The sequence below is a fragment of the Achromobacter sp. E1 genome (assembly GCF_037039475.1).
GTDB lineage: Bacteria > Pseudomonadota > Gammaproteobacteria > Burkholderiales > Burkholderiaceae_B > Achromobacter > Achromobacter mucicolens.
The window spans coordinates 162,894-177,983 of record NZ_CP146253.1; the positions used below are offsets into that span (position 1 = coordinate 162,894).

The window sequence follows — 15,090 nt, forward strand, 5'->3', positions numbered from 1 at the left end:
ACAACCAGCCTTAGCGACGCATCACTTTTTCCGAAGGCGTCAGCGCTTCGATGTAGGCCGGGCGCGAGAAGATGCGTTCGGCGTACTTTTGCAGCGGAGCCGCATTCTTGGGCAGTTCGATGCCGTAGTGGTCCAGGCGCCAGAGCAGCGGTGCGACGGCCACGTCGAGCATGGAGAATTCCTCGCCCAGCATGTACTTGTTCTTGAGCAGCATCGGGGCCAACTGGGCCAGACGGTCGCGGATGTTCTGGCGAGCGTTGGCGAGCTTCTTTTCGTCGGGCTTGGCGCTGCGGTCTTCCAGCGTCGAGACGTGAACGAAGAGTTCCTTCTCGAAGTTGTAGAGGAACAGACGCGTGCGGGCGCGCATGACCGGGTCGGCGGGCATGAGCTGCGGGTGCGGGAAGCGCTCGTCGATGTACTCGTTGATGATGTTCGACTCGTACAGAACCAGGTCGCGTTCGACCAGAATGGGCACTTGACCGTACGGGTTCATCACCGAGATGTCTTCGGGCTTGTTGTACAGGTCGATGTCGCGGATCTCGAAATCCATACCCTTTTCGAACAACACGAAGCGGCAGCGTTGCGAAAACGGACACGTGGTTCCGGAATAGAGCACCATCATGGCGGTAAGTCCTTTATTGAAAAACGAAAGGCCAGCGCCTAAATCTAGCAGGCGCTGGCCCCAATTGCCAGGCAGGATAGGCGTACGGCCCTATCCGCCTCTTCCGTCCCCGATAGACGGGGTGGCTGGGGAACCTGGCGGGGCGTTACGGTTAGCGCACGTGTTTCCAGTACGAGGCATTCAGGCGCCACGTAACAAAGAAGAACAGGAGCAGGAACAACATGACGCCGACGCCGATGCGGACACGCAGTGTCTGGACGGGCTCGGCCATCCAGGACATGAATGCGGTCAGATCAGCGACGTCGTTGTCGTATGTTGCGGTTTGGGCCGGGTTGGCGGCCTTGAATTTGGCATCGAAGGTGGCATGGCCATGGTGATTGGCTAACGGCTCGGCCTTCACCGTGGCAAAACCCTGTGCATCGTACACCGTTGTGACGCGTTCCCAGGTTTTGGGGGCGCCGTCCTTGCCTTCGACCTCGTGGACAGCGACCGTGGTCAGCTCGCGCGGACCCTGTTCCTGCCAGAGGGCATGCGGCATGCCGACCGACGGGAAGACCAGGTTGTTCCAGCCCGTGGCGCGCGACGTGTCGCGGTAAAAGGTTCGCAGGTAGGTGTACAGATAGTCGGATCCCGAGGGCCCGGCGTTCACGGATTTGGCGCGGGCGATCACGGACAAGTCCGGGGGCGTCGTGCCAAACCAGGCCTTGGCGTCCTTCGGCGTCATGGCAACGTGCATCATGTCGCCAATCTTTTCGCCGGTGAACAGCAGGCTTTCCTTGATCTGCTCGTCGGTCAGCCCGATGTCCCGGAGCTTGTTGTAGCGCATCGAGGATGCGCTATGACAGTTCAGGCAGTAGTTGACGAACAGCTTGGCGCCGTTTTGCAGCGACGCCATGTCGTTGACGCGGTAAGGCGCCTTGTCCAGCGGATAGCCGCCTCCGGCGGCAAAGGTAGCGGTACACGTGAGCATCAAGGCCACGGCACCAATCAGCTTCTTGATCATGGTTAGTCCGTTATTCTCGTTGGCTCAGTGGGCGTGGAACGTGACGCGGTCGGGCACTTGCTTGAAGGTGCCCAGGCGGCTCCATACCGGCATCAGGAAGAAGAAGGCCAGGTACAGCAGCGTGCCGATCTGCGACGTCAGGTTCAACGGCGGACTGGGCGGCTGCGTACCGATGTAGCCAAGCACCAGGAAGTTGACCATGAAGATGCCGTAGATCCACTTGTGCCACGTGGGGCGGTAGCGGATCGACTTGACCGGCGAATGATCCAGCCAGGGCAGGAAGAACAGGATGACGACCGTGCCGCCCATGGCAACCACACCCCAGAACTTGGCGTCGATGACGCGCAGCAGCACGGCGACGACGATCAGGATGCCGGGGACGGCGATGCGCATGAAGCCCTTCAGGTTGCTCTTGGCAAACAGCACGATGGCGCCCAGCACCGACGCGCCCGCCAGCACCCACGTGAATTCATCGGTGGTGGCGCGGAGCATCGAGTAGAACGGCGTGAAGTACCAGACCGGCGCAATGTGCGGAGGCGTCTTCAGCGAGTCAGCGGGAATGAAGTTGTTGAACTCGAGGAAGTACCCGCCCATTTCCGGCGCGAAGAACACGATGGCCGCGAACACCAGCAGGAAGCCCGCCACGCCCACCAGGTCATGCACCGAGTAGAACGGATGGAACGGGATGCCGTCTTTCGGGCGGCCGTACTTGTCCTTCGGGCCCTGCTTGATCTCGACGCCGTCCGGGTTGTTGGAGCCGACTTCGTGCAGCGCCACCAGGTGCGCGGCAACCAGGCCGATCAGCACCAGCGGAATGGCGATGACGTGGAAGGCGAAGAAGCGGTTCAGCGTGGCGTCGGACACGACGTAGTCGCCGCGGATCCAGATGGACAGCTCAGGGCCGATGAACGGGATGGCCGCGAACAGGTTCACGATCACCTGGGCGCCCCAGTACGACATCTGGCCCCAGGGCAGCAGGTAGCCGAAGAACGCTTCGGCCATCAGACAGAGGAAGATCGCAACGCCGAAGATCCACACCAGTTCGCGGGGCTTGCGGTAGGAACCGTAGAGCAGGCCGCGCAGCATGTGCAGGTAGACGACGACGAAGAACATCGAGGCGCCGGTCGAGTGCATGTAGCGCACCAGCCAGCCCCACGGGACCTCGCGCATGATGTATTCGACGGATTGGAACGCGCGCTCGGCGTCCGGCTTGTAGTGCATGACCAGGAAGATGCCGGTCACGATCTGCAGCACCAGCACCAGAAGCGCCAGCGAGCCAAAGAAATACCAGAAGTTGAAATTCTTGGGTGCGTAATACTCGGACAGATGGGCTTTCCAGGTGGAGGTCACCGGGAAGCGCCGGTCCAGCCAGCCCAACAGGCCTGTCGTCTCGACGGTTTTCTCGCCAGCCATGTAACGGCTCCTTCTCTAATACGTGGCGTATTGTTTTTACTTACGTAGATCGGGAAAAAAGCGCGACGCGAGCGTCAGGCCTTGTTGTCTTCATCGACGCCCACGATGATGCGGGTGTCGCTGAGGTACTGGTACGGCGGAACTTCGAGATTATCGGGAGCAGGCTTGTTCTTGAAGACCCGGCCAGCCAGGTCGAACGTGGAGCCGTGGCAGGGACAGAGGAATCCGCCTTGCCAATCCGCGCCCAGACCGCCGCCGCCACCCGTTTCGAAGTGCGCGGTGGGCGAGCAACCCAGGTGCGTGCAGATGCCGACGCAGACGAAGAGCTCGGGCTTGCGCGAGCGGGCTTCGTTTTCGGCATAGGGAGGAGTGAAGCCGGGCCGTTTGGATTGCGGATCGGCGAGCTGGGAATCCAGCCCTTTCAAACCGGCGAGCTGCTCGGGCGAGCGGTGGATGATCCACACCGGTTTGCCGCGCCATTCGACCGTTTTCATGGCGCCGACGGGAATGTCGCCGACATCAACCTCAACGGGCGCCCCGGCCGCACGGGCTTTTTCAGAGGGAGAAAACGTGCTCACAAGCGGCACTGCCGTTGCGACACCTGCTACGCCGCCCACAGCACAGGCGGTGGTAACCCAGAAACGTCGCGAAGGATCAGGTGGCAGGTTGGGATCAACCGCACCGTCATCGTCATGCACCAGCGTATCCTGACTCATCTTCCTATCCTTGTTGATGCGCCCGCTCAACGAGTAGCATCACTTCTGCGGCATCGGGTTCGCGGGAATATGTAACAACATAGCAACCGCGTATTATAGGCCAGCCTACCCCAGGCGTATCACGAATGGAGCGGATTTATGAGCAAATCGACTGGTTTCGTCAAAGAGTTTCGAGATTTCGCGGTCAAGGGCAACGCGGTCGATCTGGCCGTCGGTGTCATTATCGGCGCGGCCTTCGGCAGGATCGTCGACTCGCTGGTGCGGGACATCATCATGCCGCTCGTCAATTTCATCCTGGGCGGATCGGTCGATTTCTCGAATAAATTCCTCGTCCTGTCGATGCCCGAGGGCTATTCCGGGCCGATGACCTACGCGGAGCTGACCAAGGCTGGCGCCAACGTGTTTGCGTGGGGCAACTTCGTCACCATCATCATCAATTTCGTCCTGCTGGCGTTCGTGATCTTCTGGATGGTCAAGGCCATCTACAAGGCCCGCAACAAGCAGGAGGAAGCGCCGGCGCCGGCCAAGACGCCGGAAGACGTTGCCGTGCTGCGCGAAATCCGCGACCTGCTCAAGCGGCCCTAAATGAAAAAGCGTCCCTGATGGGACGCTTTTGTTTTTTGACGGGGCGCCAGGGTCAGGCAGGATTGTCGATATCCACGAATTCGACCTTGACGCCGAAGCGCTCGGCCACGGCCTGTCCCAGCGCCTGGACGCCGTAGCGTTCGGTGGCGTGGTGGCCGGCCGCGATGAAGCCAACGCCGGTTTCACGCGCCAGGTGCACCGTGGATTCCGAAACTTCGCCGGTGATGTAGACGCTTGCGCCCGCATCCACGGCGTCGGTCATCATGCCCTGGGCGCCGCCCGTGCACCAGGCGATGGTCGCCAGCGGCTGGTCCGGATCGCCCACGACGAGCGGCGGGCGGCCCAGGCGTTGCGCCACGCGCTCGCCCAACTGGCCCAGGGTTGTCAGGCCGCTGGCCTCGCCCAGCCAGATCAGGCCGTCCTGGCCGCAGGTCAGGGGCGCGCCATCGTCGCGCCGCGCGGGGGACAGGCCCAGCACACGCGCCAGCTGCGCGTTGTTGCCCAGCGTGGGGTGCGCATCCAGCGGCAGATGGTAGGCGTACAGATTCAGGTCGTTCTTCAGCGTCAGAGCCATGCGGGTGCGGCGGGTGCCGATGACGCGGCGGTCTTCGTTGCGCCACATCCAGCCGTGATGCACCAGCACCGCATCCGCGCCGCGTTCGACGGCGGCGCGCAGCAATGCTTCGCTGGCCGTCACACCGGTGATAATGTGTCCGACCTCGGATCGGCCTTCCACCTGCATCCCGTTGGGACAGTAGTCCTTGAAACGGGCCGCCTGCAGGGTGTCGTCCAGCCAGCTGGCCAGGACGCGGGAGTCCACTTTATTCATTGCTAGTCCTATTAGAAACATGCGCCGATATTGGCTGATCTTCGCTCAGGCCGTCACGGTCTGCCTGGGTATTCTATTCGTGGTGACGACGTTGCGGCCCGACCTGCTGCGGGTGAACGGGCCCGGCGCGGTCCTGCCGGCCACAGCGGCGCCCGCGCGCGCGCCCGCCGGCGACGTAGGCGCGGTGTCGTACGCGGACGGCGTGGCAAAGGCGGCGCCCTCGGTGGTGAACGTATTCACCACCAAACACGTGAACGTGCCGTTGATCCCGCTGCCCGATGACCCGGTGCTGCGCCAGCTCTTTGGACAGATGCCGGGCGCGAGCCGCCGGGAGGCCTCGACCAGCCTGGGCTCGGGCGTGATCGTGAACGCGGACGGCTACGTGCTGACCAACTATCACGTGGTGCAGGCCGCGGACGCCATCGAGGTGGCGCTGCGCGACGGGCGGCGCGACACGGCCAAGGTCGTGGGCGCGGATCCGGACACGGACCTGGCGGTGCTCAAGTTGTCCAGCCTTCGCGAGCTGCCCGCCGCGACGCTGGCATCCGACAAAGGCCTGCGGGTGGGCGACGTGGTGCTGGCGATCGGCAACCCGTTTGGCGTGGGACAGACGACGACGCAGGGCATCGTGTCGGCGCTGGGCCGTAATGGCCTGGGCCTGAATACCTACGAGAACTTCATCCAGACCGACGCGGCGATCAACCCCGGCAATTCCGGCGGCGCGCTGGTGGACGCCTACGGCAACCTGGTGGGCATCAATACCGCCATCTATTCGGAATCTGGCGGGTCGATGGGCATCGGGTTTGCGACGCCGATCGAAATTGCGCGCAAGGTGATGGACGATATCGTCAAGACCGGTTCGGTCAAGCGCGGCTGGCTGGGCGTGGAGCCGCAGGACGTGACGCCGGAACTGGCGCGGGCCTTTGCGTTGCCGCGCGACACGACGGGGGTGATCATTGCCGGCGTCATGCGCGATGGTCCGGGCGCGCGCGGCGGCTTGCGCGTGGGCGACATCGTGCAGTCGGTCAATGGCAAGCGGGTGGCGGACACGACCAGCCTGCTATCGGAGATTGCGCAGTTACCGCCCGGCCAGCGGGCCGCGCTGGGCATATTGCGCGGCGGCAAGCCCGCGGAGCTGGCGGTGGTGGTGGGTACACGGCCGGGCAAGCCGCGCTAGGCGCATTTACGCGCCACCGCACGGGCGGCGGCGGGGCTGATGCCGGTGCCGGGCTTGTCTGCCAGTTCCCGCACCAGCGCCAGGATCAGCCGCTTGGTGCTGTCGGGTTGCGGTGCAAGCCGCGCGCAGATTTCGGCGCAGTAGCCATCGACGCCATTGGCTGCGGCGTCTGGCAGCCGGGGCGCTGAGTTGGCCCCGGGCGCGGCGGCGGGCACCACGCCGTCGGTCAGCCACGGCACGCTGGTGCCCAGGGCGTGCGCCAGGCGCACGAGCGTATTGCGGGCGGGTGAATAGCGGTCTTCGCGGGTAAGGATGCGATGAATGCAGGACTGCGGCACGCCCGACAGGCGCGCAAGCTGGTTCTGGCTATGGATGCCGCGCCACCGCATGAGGGTGCGCAGTCTTTGAGAAAGCGACATGACTGCAATGTAGGACCGCGGTCAAAGGCCGACAAGGTAAAACGGTCCGCTTTTATGCGGACCGTCTTGTTGGCTGTGCGCCCCGGGGTCAGTGGCGCTCGGTCAGGGAGTCCGACGCTGCGTCGTCCTCCGACGCGCTTTCCTTTGGTGTGACCATTCGGGCGCAGATCAGTCCGACCTCGTACAGCAGGCAAAGCGGCACCGCCAGCATGAACTGGCTGACCACGTCGGGCGGGGTGACCACGGCGGCGATGATGAAGGCGCCCACCACCACGTAGCCGCGCGCGGCCTTCAGCTTGGAGAGCTCGACCACGCCCATCTTGACCAGCAGCACGACCGCCACCGGCACTTCGAACGTGATGCCGAACGCCAGGAACATCGTCATGACGAAGCTGAGATAGGCCTCGATGTCCGGCGCCGGCGTGATGGACTGCGGCGCGAACGTGGCGATGAAGTGGAACACCGTGCGAAACACCACGAAATAGCAGAACGCCATGCCCGCGATGAAGAGAAACGTGCTGGAAACGATGAGCGGCAGCGCCAGGCGCTTTTCGTGGCGGTACAGCCCGGGGGCCACGAAGGCCCAGGCCTGATACAGCACCACCGGCAGCGCCAGGATGAACGCGGCCATCATCGTGACCTTGACGGGCACCATGAACGGCGTGATGACGCCCGTGGCGATCATGCGGGTGCCTTCGGGCAGCGAGGCCAGCATGGGCGCGGCCAGCACGTCGTAGATGGCCGACGCGCCGGGATAGATGAAGAGCACGATGAACACCGCCACCACGGCGCCGACAGCGCGCAGCAGACGGGTGCGCAGCTCGACCAGATGGGAGATGAAGGTCTCTTGCTGGCCTTCTTCTTGGGTTGCGTCCTGGGTCACGACGAAGTTCCGGAGGGCGAGACGGGCTTGGCGGCAGGCGCGGCGACGTCAGCCGCGGTCGCGCTGGGCGCCGGGGCGGGTTGTTGTTGGGGGGCGGCCGGGCGCGGGTCGGCGTTGGGCACGGGGGCGGGCTCGGCGGCAGGCAGGTCCAGGTCCAGATTGCGGTTCTGGCTAGGCGGGGCGATCGAGCGCGCGGGCTCGGCGGGCGTGTCCGCGGCGGGCGTTTGCGTGGCAGTCGCCGTGGCCGGTGAGGCGGAGGCGGCCTTGCCGCTGGCTTCGCGGGCGACTTCGTCCAATTCGGCGCGGAACTGCTGCACGGGTTCCTGCAGCGAGGCTCCGGTCTCGTTCAGCGATTGCTGCACGCCCTGGGCCGCGTCTTCCATTTCAGTCTTGAACTTGCGGAGTTCGTCGAGTTCGATTTCGCGCTGGATATCGGACTTGACGTCATTGACGTATCGCTGCGCGCGCCCCAGCAGATGACCGACGGTGCGGGCAACCTTGGGCAGGCGTTCGGGGCCGATGACGATCAGGGCGACGACGCCGACCACCATCAGTTCAGTGAGGCTGACATCAAACATTCGACGGCCGCTTGGGAATTGAAGCAATAAGGGCCGGCCCGTTCAGGGCTGGCCCGTGGGGGTGCAAGCTGACGCTCAGGAGTTGGACTTTTCCTTGGCCTGCACGTCGATGGTGTCGCCGGCAACGCGCTGCTGCGTGACCGGTTCGGCGGGCTTGTCGCTGTTGGCTTCCTTCATGCCGTCCTTGAAACCCTTGACCGCGCCGCCCAGATCGCCGCCGATGTTGCGCAGCTTCTTGGTGCCGAAAATCAGCGCGACGATGACCAGGACGACCAACCAATGCCAAATGCTGAAACTACCCATGATGATTCTCCGAATTACGCAGTGGGGGCCACGCGCCCTTTCCAGGGACGCGAGCCGCCGATGATGTGGAAATGCAGATGCGGGACTTCCTGGCCGCCTTCGACGCCAGAGTTGATCATGATGCGAAATCCGCCATCGGGGCCCGGACGGCAACCGTTTTCGGCGGCAAGCCGCGGCGCCAACGACATCATTCTACCCAACCAATCTGCGTCCTCGCCCGTAATATCCTGCATGGATGTGACATGACGTCGAGGAATCAGCAGTAAATGGACCGGCGCGGCCGGATTGATATCGTGAAATGCAACAAAGTCCTCGTCCTCGTAGACCTTCTTGGACGGGATGTCGCCGGCGGCGATCTTGCAGAAAAGGCAGTTGTCGCTCATGGGTTTGGTTTCCGTGGTCAGTCCTTCGGGCGGCTTGCCTTTTCCACCAGGCCCGACAGGCCCTCGCGGCGTGCCAGCTCGGCCAGCACGTCTTCAGGCCGCAGATTGAAATGCGTCAGCGCCACCAGGCAGTGGAACCACAAATCGGCGGTTTCGCTGACGATGCGGTCGGGCACGCCATCCTTGGCGGCCATGACCAGTTCCGTGGCTTCTTCCCCGATCTTCTTCAAAAAGGCGTCGGGGCCCTTGGCCAGCAGCTTGGCCGTGTAGGAAGCCTGGGGATCGCCGCCATTTTGCGGGCGGCGCGTTTCCAGCGTGTCTGCGATGCGCGCCAGGATGTCGGCGGCGGTCAGGGTCTGATCGGTCATTTGTAGATGAGTTCCGGGTCTTTGAGCACCGGATCCACCGTGACCCACGACGCATGGTCGGTCTGGCCTTCCAGGCGGCGGAAAAAGCAGCTGGCGCGGCCGGTGTGGCAGGCGATGCCGCCTTGCTGGTGGACCTTCAGGAGGACCACGTCGCCGTCGCAATCCAGGCGCAGTTCATGCACTTCCTGGACATGGCCGGATTCTTCACCCTTGCGCCACAGACGCTTGCGCGAGCGCGACCAATAGACCGCGCGGCCGGTGGCGGCCGTTTCGGCCAGCGATTCGCGGTTCATCCAGGCGACCATCATGATCTGGCCGTTTTCGGCGTCTTGGGCGATGGCGGGGATCAGGCCGTTTTCGTCGAAGACGACGTCGGCCATCCAGGCAGGTTCGTTGCTCATGTTCAGTCCAATCGTACGGCGATGCCCTGTTCGGCCATGAAGCGCTTGCACTCGCCGACGGTATGCTGGCCAAAATGGAAGATGCTGGCGGCCAGCACCGCGCTGGCGCGGCCGGTGGTGACGCCGTCGGCCAGATGCTGCAGGTTGCCGACGCCGCCGGAGGCGATGACGGGCACCGGTACCGCGTCCGAGACGGTGCGGGTCAGTTCCAGGTCGAATCCGGACTTGGTGCCATCGCGGTCCATGCTGGTGAGCAGGATTTCGCCCGCGCCATAGGCGGCCATGCGGCGCGCCCACGCCACGGCATCCAGGCCGGTGGCCTTGCGGCCGCCGTGCGTGAAGACTTCCCAGCGCGCCGGTTCGCCGGCCGCGGAAACGCGGCGGGCGTCGATGGCCACGACCACGCATTGCGAGCCGTGGTAGTCCGAGGCCGCGCGAACCAGGTCGGGATTGGCCACCGCGGCGCTGTTGATGCTGATCTTGTCGGCGCCGGCGTTCAGCAGGCGCTGGATGTCGGACACCTGGCGCACGCCGCCGCCCACCGTCAGCGGAATGAAGACCTGCGAGGCCACCTGCTCGATGATGGGCAGGATCAGGTCGCGGCCGTCGCTGGTGGCGGTGATGTCCAGGAACGTGAGTTCGTCGGCGCCCTGCTCGTTGTAGCGGCGGGCGATCTCGACGGGGTCGCCCGCGTCGAGCAGGTTGACGAAGTTCACGCCCTTGACGACGCGGCCGGCCGTGACGTCAAGGCAGGGAATGATGCGGCGGGTCAGCGCGTTGTGCATGGTCGCGCCGGCCCCGGGGGTGCTGCTGGATGTGGTCATTTTGCCAATTCGTCGGCGCGCGCCTGCGCGGCCTGGAAGTCGAGCGTGCCTTCGTAGATGCTGCGGCCCAGAATGGCGCCTTCGACACCCTCTTCCTCGACGGCGCACAGCGCCTCGATGTCCTGGATGCCGGCGATGCCGCCCGAGGCGTACACGGGAATGCGCACGTGCTGGGCCAGGCGTACGGTGGCTTCGACGTTGACGCCCGACAGCATGCCGTCACGGCCGATGTCGGTGTAGATGATGGCTTCGCAGCCGTAGTCTTCGAATTTCTTGGCCAGATCCAGCACGTCGTGGCGGGTCAGCTTGCTCCAGCCATCGGTGGCGATCTTGCCGTCGCGGGCGTCCAGGCCGACGATGATCTGGCCAGGGAAAGCGCCGCAGGCGTCCTGCAGGAAGCCCGGATTCTTGACGGCGGCCGTACCGATGATGACGTAGGAGATGCCGGCGTCGAGGTAGCGCTCGATGGTGTCCAGGTCACGGATGCCCCCGCCGATCTGGACGGGAATGTCGTCGCCGACGGCGTCCAGGATCGCCTTGATGGGCGCTTCGTTCTTGGGCTTGCCGGCGACGGCACCGTTCAGGTCGACCAGATGCAGGCGGCGGGCGCCCTGGTCAAGCCAGCGGGTGGCCATGGCGGCGGGGTCTTCGGAGAACACCGTTGCATCGTCCAGGTCACCCTGGCGCAGGCGCACGCAGCGCCCGTCTTTGAGATCGATGGCGGGGATCAGCAGCATGGTTGGCAGCGAGAAAAAAAATGGGGTTGAACGGGCTGGCGCACGGGGCTCGGGGCCTACGGCTGCCAGTCTACAAAATTGCGATACAGGCGCAAACCGTGCTCGGCGCTCTTTTCGGGGTGGAACTGCACCGCGAAAATGTTAGCTGCCGCCACCGCGCAGGTAAAGGTGACGCCATAATCGGTTTCACCAACCGTCAGGCCCGGATCGGCCGGATCGGCGTAATAACTATGGACGAAGTAGAAGTGCGAGTCGTCCGGAATGCCTTCCCAGATCGGGTGAGACCGGGTGTGGCGGACCTTGTTCCAGCCCATGTGCGGCACCTTCAGGCGCTCGGGGCGGGTGTCCACCAGACCTGCCGCGCCCGTGTCGGCCAGGCAGGCTTCGTCGTCGGCGGGGATCAGGTCGGCAAAGCCGGGGCCGGAAAAGCGGCGCACGACGCCCGGGAACAGGCCCAGGCAGGTGGTGGCGCCTTCTTCGCTGGCGTCGAACAGCATCTGTTCGCCCACGCAGACGCCCAGCAGGGGCTTTTCGCGGGCGGCGCGCACGACGGCGTCGCGCAGTCCGGATTCGTTCAGGGTGCGCATGCAGTCCGCCATCGCGCCCTGGCCCGGAAACACCACGCGGTCGGCGGCGGCGATTTCCTGGGGCTGGTTGCAGATGCGGATGTCGGCGTCAGGCGCGGCGTATTTCAGGGCGCGTGCGACGGAATGGAAATTGCCCATTCCGTAGTCGACGATGGCGATAGTGGTCACTTCTGTCTGCCTGGTGCGGTGCGAAGGGGATGGCTGGCCTGGGTTGCGTACCTTACAGCACGCCCTTGGTGGACGGCACGACGTCGCCCATGCGCGGGTCGACTTCCAGCGCCATGCGCAGCGCGCGGCCACAGGCCTTGAACACGGTTTCCGCCTGATGGTGCGAGTTGAAGCCGCGCAGGTTGTCGATGTGCATCGTGATCAGCGCGTGATTGACCAGGCCCTGGAAGAATTCGCGCGTGAGGTCCACGTCGAAGCTGCCGATGTGCGAGCGCGTGAACGGGATGTGATATTCCAGGCCGGGACGGCCGGAGAAGTCCACCACCACGCGCGACAGCGCTTCGTCCAGCGGCACGTACGCGTGACCGTAGCGGCGCAGGCCGGCCTTGGTGCCCGCGGCCTTGGCGATGGCCATGCCCAGCGTGATGCCCACGTCTTCCACCGTGTGATGCGCGTCGATGTGCAGGTCGCCTTCGGCCTTGATGTCCAGGTCGATCAGGCCGTGACGCGCGATCTGGTCCAGCATGTGATCCAGGAAGGGCACGCCCGTGTCGATCGTCTGCTTGCCGGTGCCATCCAGGTTGATGGCCACGCGGATGCGGGTTTCGTTGGTGTTGCGGGTGATTTCTGCGGTACGCATGTTAAGCACTCAGGATCTCTTGCAGGGCGGATAGCAAGGCGGCGTTCTCGGCCGGGGCGCCCACCGAGATGCGCAGGCAGTTGGCCAGCAGCGGGTGGGCATTGGAGAAGTTGCGAATCAATATTTTGCGCGTTTTCAGGGCAAGATGCACGGCGTTGCCGTCGAGCTTGCCGGAAAAGCGGGCCAGAATGAAATTGGCCGCGGAAGGGAATACCCTGACGCCGGGCAATTGCGCCAGCGCCGCGGCCAGCGGTTCGCGGTCGGCGCGCAGCCGGGCCGCCTGTTCGTCCAGCACGGCCTTGTGCCGCAGCACGGCCTGCAGCGTGGCCTGCGTCAGCACGTTCAGGTTGTAGGGCGGGCGCACCTTGTTCAGCTCGGCGATCCAGGCCGGATCGCCGGCCAGGTAGCCAAAGCGCAGCCCCGCCAGGCCGATCTTGGACACGGTGCGCATGACGACCACGTTGGGCGCCTCCAGCACGCGCGGCATCCAGGTGTAGTCCGCGAACGGCTGGTAGGCCTCGTCGATCACCACGAGCCCCGGCGCGGCCTGGATGATGGCGTCCACGTCCTCGCGCGACCAGAGGCCGCCCGTGGGATTGTTGGGCGTGGCCAGGAACACCAGCTTAGGCTGATGCTGGCCGATGGCCGCCAGCATGGCCGGCAGGTCCAGGGTCAGGTCATCGGTCAGCGGCACGCCCACGAAACGCGCGTGATCGAAACGCGCGGCCATGTCGAAATACACGAACGACGGCCACGGCGACAGCACCGCGTCGCCTGGGTTGCAGCACGCCTGCACCATCAGGTGGATGAGTTCGTCCGAGCCGTTGCCGAACAACACGTCCGCGCCATCGGGCACGCCGAAGGCTGTCTTGACGGCGGCTTGCAGCGCGGAGAGATCCGCGGACGGATAGCGGTTCAGCGGCGTGTCGCGGACGGCGCGCGCGATGTCATCGCGCACGGCTTCGGGCAGCTCGTACGGGCATTCCATGGCGTCCAGCTTGATGCAGCCTTCGGCATGGGCGACGGGGTACGCCGCCAGCTCGCGGATGTCGGCGCGGACGGTGCCTTTGACGCGGCCGGCGACGTCCGCCGGTCCCGCGCTCATGTCTTGTCGACCCGGTACTGGGCGCTTGCGGCATGCGCCTGCAAGCCCTCGCCCAGCGCCAGTTCGGCGGCGATGCGTCCCAGCGTCTGGGCGCCGGCGTGCGAGACCTGGATCAAGCTGGAACGCTTCTGGAAGTCATACACGCCCAGCGGCGACGAGAAGCGCGCCGTGCGCGAGGTGGGCAGCACGTGGTTCGGGCCGGCGCAGTAGTCGCCCAGGGCTTCCGAGCTGAAGCGGCCCATGAAGATGGCGCCGGCGTGGCGGATGCGGGCGGTCCAGACCTCGGGCTGCTCGGTGGAGATTTCCAAATGCTCGGGGGCGATGTCGTTGGCGATCTGGCAGGCTTCTTCCAGGTCACGCACCAGGATCAGCGCGCCGCGGTTGGCCAGGCTGACGCGCAGGATGTCGGCGCGCGGCATGGTGGGCAGGAGGCGGGCGATGGCCGCTTCGACTTCTTCGATGAAGGCGGCGTCGGGACAGAGCAGGATGGACTGGGCGAGCTCGTCGTGCTCGGCCTGCGAGAACAGGTCCATCGCGATCCAGTCGGCCGGCGTCTTGCCGTCGCAGATGACCAGAATTTCGCTGGGGCCGGCGATCATGTCGATGCCGACCACGCCGAACACGCGGCGCTTGGCGGCCGCGACGTAGGCATTGCCCGGGCCGACGATCTTGTCCACGGCCGGCACGGTGTCGGTGCCATAGGCCAGCGCACCCACGGCCTGCGCGCCGCCGATGGCGAACACGCGGTCCACGCCGCCGATGGCGGCGGCGGCCAGCACGATGGGATTGCGCACGCCGTCCGGCGTGGGCGTGACCATGACCAATTCCTGCACGCCCGCGACCTTGGCCGGAATGGCGTTCATCAGCACGGACGACGGATACGCGGCCTTGCCGCCGGGCACGTACAGGCCCACGCGGTCCAGCGGCGTGACCTGCTGGCCAAGCAGCGTGCCGTCGGCTTCGGTGTAGGTCCAGGTCTCGGCGCGCTGGCGCTCGTGGTAGGCGCGCACGCGGTCGGCGGCGGCTTCCAGCGCATTGCGCTGCGCGGCCGGCAGCCCGGCCAGGGCCGCATGCCAATCGGCCTTGGGGATCTCCAGCGTATGCGCTGCCGCGTCCGGCATGCGGTCAAACCGCTGCGTGTATTCCACCAGCGCGGCGTCGCCGCGGGTGCGCACGTCGGCCAGGATGCTGGCGGCGGCGCGGTCGATGGATTCGTCCTCGGTGGCCTCGAAGGCCAGCAGCTTGGACAGGGCGGATTTGAATCCGGGATCGCGGGAGTCGAGACGATTGATCAGGGCCATGGCGTCATGGAGCAAAGCAGGTAACGGTATCGGCCGCCGCGCCGGGCG

General features: G+C 65.2%; 20 protein-coding genes. 2 read left to right on the forward strand and 18 right to left on the reverse strand.

Annotation, left to right across the window (positions count from 1 at the left end; genetic code table 11):
- Positions 1 to 10 precede the first annotated feature (10 nt).
- The 4 genes from V6V88_RS00770 to petA all read right to left on the reverse strand — a co-directional run bounded on the left by V6V88_RS00770 (position 11) and on the right by petA (position 3,754).
- The gene (locus V6V88_RS00770) at positions 11 to 622 is read right to left on the reverse strand and encodes a glutathione S-transferase N-terminal domain-containing protein (RefSeq protein WP_006388039.1); all 612 of its coding nucleotides are present in this window, start codon (positions 620 to 622) and stop codon (positions 11 to 13) included.
- Between the two features lie 151 nt (positions 623 to 773).
- A complete protein-coding gene (locus tag V6V88_RS00775; RefSeq protein WP_062840172.1) occupies positions 774 to 1,625 on the reverse strand; it encodes a cytochrome c1 in 852 nt (283 codons plus the stop codon).
- Between the two features lie 24 nt (positions 1,626 to 1,649).
- On the reverse strand, positions 1,650 to 3,038 hold the full coding sequence (locus tag V6V88_RS00780; protein ID WP_056320424.1) for a cytochrome bc complex cytochrome b subunit: 1,389 nt from the start codon (positions 3,036 to 3,038) through the stop codon (positions 1,650 to 1,652).
- A 74-nt stretch (positions 3,039 to 3,112) separates the two neighbouring features.
- Positions 3,113 to 3,754, reverse strand: a complete 642-nt coding sequence (petA, locus tag V6V88_RS00785; RefSeq protein ID WP_062840173.1) for a ubiquinol-cytochrome c reductase iron-sulfur subunit — start codon at positions 3,752 to 3,754, stop codon at positions 3,113 to 3,115.
- A 138-nt stretch (positions 3,755 to 3,892) separates the two neighbouring features.
- On the opposite strand from petA, the gene mscL reads away from it, so the two are divergent.
- Positions 3,893 to 4,339: a large conductance mechanosensitive channel protein MscL gene (gene mscL, locus V6V88_RS00790; protein WP_338617269.1), complete on the forward strand. Its 447-nt coding sequence runs from the start codon at positions 3,893 to 3,895 to the stop codon at positions 4,337 to 4,339.
- A gap of 52 nt (positions 4,340 to 4,391) precedes the next feature.
- On the opposite strand, the gene V6V88_RS00795 is transcribed toward mscL, so the two are convergent.
- On the reverse strand, positions 4,392 to 5,168 hold the full coding sequence (locus tag V6V88_RS00795) for a Nif3-like dinuclear metal center hexameric protein (protein ID WP_062840175.1): 777 nt from the start codon (positions 5,166 to 5,168) through the stop codon (positions 4,392 to 4,394).
- Positions 5,169 to 5,187: 19 nt separating this feature from the next.
- Between V6V88_RS00795 and V6V88_RS00800 the strand changes: the two genes are divergently transcribed.
- Entirely contained in the window at positions 5,188 to 6,345 is a 1,158-nt protein-coding gene (locus V6V88_RS00800) for a trypsin-like peptidase domain-containing protein (RefSeq protein WP_338617271.1), read from the forward strand.
- Here V6V88_RS00800 and V6V88_RS00805 read toward each other — a convergent pair.
- The 13 genes from V6V88_RS00805 to hisD all read right to left on the reverse strand — a co-directional run bounded on the left by V6V88_RS00805 (position 6,342) and on the right by hisD (position 15,042).
- Positions 6,342 to 6,764 (reverse strand): helix-turn-helix transcriptional regulator, encoded by a 423-nt coding sequence (locus V6V88_RS00805; RefSeq protein ID WP_062840177.1) that lies wholly within the window; start codon positions 6,762 to 6,764, stop codon positions 6,342 to 6,344. The genes V6V88_RS00800 and V6V88_RS00805 overlap by 4 nt on opposite strands.
- A gap of 88 nt (positions 6,765 to 6,852) precedes the next feature.
- Positions 6,853 to 7,647 (reverse strand): twin-arginine translocase subunit TatC, encoded by a 795-nt coding sequence (gene tatC / locus V6V88_RS00810; protein WP_056320409.1) that lies wholly within the window; start codon positions 7,645 to 7,647, stop codon positions 6,853 to 6,855.
- On the reverse strand, positions 7,644 to 8,225 hold the full coding sequence (gene tatB, locus V6V88_RS00815) for a Sec-independent protein translocase protein TatB (RefSeq protein ID WP_062840178.1): 582 nt from the start codon (positions 8,223 to 8,225) through the stop codon (positions 7,644 to 7,646). The genes tatC and tatB overlap by 4 nt, the downstream gene beginning before the upstream one ends.
- Positions 8,226 to 8,300: 75 nt before the next feature.
- Positions 8,301 to 8,528 carry a Sec-independent protein translocase subunit TatA gene (gene tatA / locus V6V88_RS00820; protein ID WP_056320404.1) on the reverse strand — a complete coding sequence of 76 codons (228 nt, stop codon included), beginning with the start codon at positions 8,526 to 8,528 and terminating at the stop codon, positions 8,301 to 8,303.
- A gap of 14 nt (positions 8,529 to 8,542) precedes the next feature.
- A complete protein-coding gene (locus V6V88_RS00825) occupies positions 8,543 to 8,911 on the reverse strand; it encodes a histidine triad nucleotide-binding protein (protein ID WP_056320402.1) in 369 nt (122 codons plus the stop codon).
- A gap of 17 nt (positions 8,912 to 8,928) precedes the next feature.
- On the reverse strand, positions 8,929 to 9,279 hold the full coding sequence (locus V6V88_RS00830; RefSeq protein WP_062840179.1) for a phosphoribosyl-ATP diphosphatase: 351 nt from the start codon (positions 9,277 to 9,279) through the stop codon (positions 8,929 to 8,931).
- Complete coding sequence (hisI, locus tag V6V88_RS00835; RefSeq protein WP_056320398.1) at positions 9,276 to 9,680, reverse strand: phosphoribosyl-AMP cyclohydrolase; 405 nt, start codon at positions 9,678 to 9,680, stop codon at positions 9,276 to 9,278. Before hisI ends, V6V88_RS00830 begins: the two co-directional genes overlap by 4 nt.
- A gap of 2 nt (positions 9,681 to 9,682) precedes the next feature.
- Positions 9,683 to 10,504 carry an imidazole glycerol phosphate synthase subunit HisF gene (gene hisF, locus V6V88_RS00840; RefSeq protein ID WP_056320396.1) on the reverse strand — a complete coding sequence of 274 codons (822 nt, stop codon included), beginning with the start codon at positions 10,502 to 10,504 and terminating at the stop codon, positions 9,683 to 9,685.
- The gene (gene hisA, locus V6V88_RS00845; protein WP_006224535.1) at positions 10,501 to 11,241 is read right to left on the reverse strand and encodes a 1-(5-phosphoribosyl)-5-[(5-phosphoribosylamino)methylideneamino]imidazole-4-carboxamide isomerase; all 741 of its coding nucleotides are present in this window, start codon (positions 11,239 to 11,241) and stop codon (positions 10,501 to 10,503) included. The genes hisF and hisA overlap by 4 nt, the downstream gene beginning before the upstream one ends.
- Positions 11,242 to 11,297: 56 nt before the next feature.
- On the reverse strand, positions 11,298 to 11,996 hold the full coding sequence (hisH, locus tag V6V88_RS00850; protein WP_338617280.1) for an imidazole glycerol phosphate synthase subunit HisH: 699 nt from the start codon (positions 11,994 to 11,996) through the stop codon (positions 11,298 to 11,300).
- A gap of 52 nt (positions 11,997 to 12,048) precedes the next feature.
- On the reverse strand, positions 12,049 to 12,636 hold the full coding sequence (hisB, locus tag V6V88_RS00855; RefSeq protein WP_008160445.1) for an imidazoleglycerol-phosphate dehydratase HisB: 588 nt from the start codon (positions 12,634 to 12,636) through the stop codon (positions 12,049 to 12,051).
- A gap of 1 nt (position 12,637) precedes the next feature.
- Positions 12,638 to 13,741 carry a histidinol-phosphate transaminase gene (gene hisC, locus V6V88_RS00860; RefSeq protein ID WP_338617286.1) on the reverse strand — a complete coding sequence of 368 codons (1,104 nt, stop codon included), beginning with the start codon at positions 13,739 to 13,741 and terminating at the stop codon, positions 12,638 to 12,640.
- Positions 13,738 to 15,042, reverse strand: coding sequence for a histidinol dehydrogenase (gene hisD, locus V6V88_RS00865; RefSeq protein ID WP_175235879.1), 1,305 nt, complete (start codon positions 15,040 to 15,042; stop codon positions 13,738 to 13,740). The genes hisC and hisD overlap by 4 nt, the downstream gene beginning before the upstream one ends.
- Between the last annotated feature and the right edge of the window lie 48 nt (positions 15,043 to 15,090).

Coding starts and splice junctions, on each gene's coding strand:
- V6V88_RS00770 (WP_006388039.1), bottom strand. CDS start 622: ATGATGGTGCTCTATTCCGGAACCACGTGTCCGTTTTCGCAACGCTGC.
- V6V88_RS00775 (WP_062840172.1), bottom strand. CDS start 1,625: ATGATCAAGAAGCTGATTGGTGCCGTGGCCTTGATGCTCACGTGTACC.
- V6V88_RS00780 (WP_056320424.1), bottom strand. CDS start 3,038: ATGGCTGGCGAGAAAACCGTCGAGACGACAGGCCTGTTGGGCTGGCTG.
- petA (WP_062840173.1), bottom strand. CDS start 3,754: ATGAGTCAGGATACGCTGGTGCATGACGATGACGGTGCGGTTGATCCC.
- mscL (WP_338617269.1), top strand. CDS start 3,893: ATGAGCAAATCGACTGGTTTCGTCAAAGAGTTTCGAGATTTCGCGGTC.
- V6V88_RS00795 (WP_062840175.1), bottom strand. CDS start 5,168: ATGAATAAAGTGGACTCCCGCGTCCTGGCCAGCTGGCTGGACGACACC.
- V6V88_RS00800 (WP_338617271.1), top strand. CDS start 5,188: ATGCGCCGATATTGGCTGATCTTCGCTCAGGCCGTCACGGTCTGCCTG.
- V6V88_RS00805 (WP_062840177.1), bottom strand. CDS start 6,764: ATGTCGCTTTCTCAAAGACTGCGCACCCTCATGCGGTGGCGCGGCATC.
- tatB (WP_062840178.1), bottom strand. CDS start 8,225: ATGTTTGATGTCAGCCTCACTGAACTGATGGTGGTCGGCGTCGTCGCC.
- tatA (WP_056320404.1), bottom strand. CDS start 8,528: ATGGGTAGTTTCAGCATTTGGCATTGGTTGGTCGTCCTGGTCATCGTC.
- V6V88_RS00825 (WP_056320402.1), bottom strand. CDS start 8,911: ATGAGCGACAACTGCCTTTTCTGCAAGATCGCCGCCGGCGACATCCCG.
- V6V88_RS00830 (WP_062840179.1), bottom strand. CDS start 9,279: ATGACCGATCAGACCCTGACCGCCGCCGACATCCTGGCGCGCATCGCA.
- hisI (WP_056320398.1), bottom strand. CDS start 9,680: ATGAGCAACGAACCTGCCTGGATGGCCGACGTCGTCTTCGACGAAAAC.
- hisF (WP_056320396.1), bottom strand. CDS start 10,504: ATGACCACATCCAGCAGCACCCCCGGGGCCGGCGCGACCATGCACAAC.
- hisA (WP_006224535.1), bottom strand. CDS start 11,241: ATGCTGCTGATCCCCGCCATCGATCTCAAAGACGGGCGCTGCGTGCGC.
- hisB (WP_008160445.1), bottom strand. CDS start 12,636: ATGCGTACCGCAGAAATCACCCGCAACACCAACGAAACCCGCATCCGC.
- hisC (WP_338617286.1), bottom strand. CDS start 13,741: ATGAGCGCGGGACCGGCGGACGTCGCCGGCCGCGTCAAAGGCACCGTC.
- hisD (WP_175235879.1), bottom strand. CDS start 15,042: ATGGCCCTGATCAATCGTCTCGACTCCCGCGATCCCGGATTCAAATCC.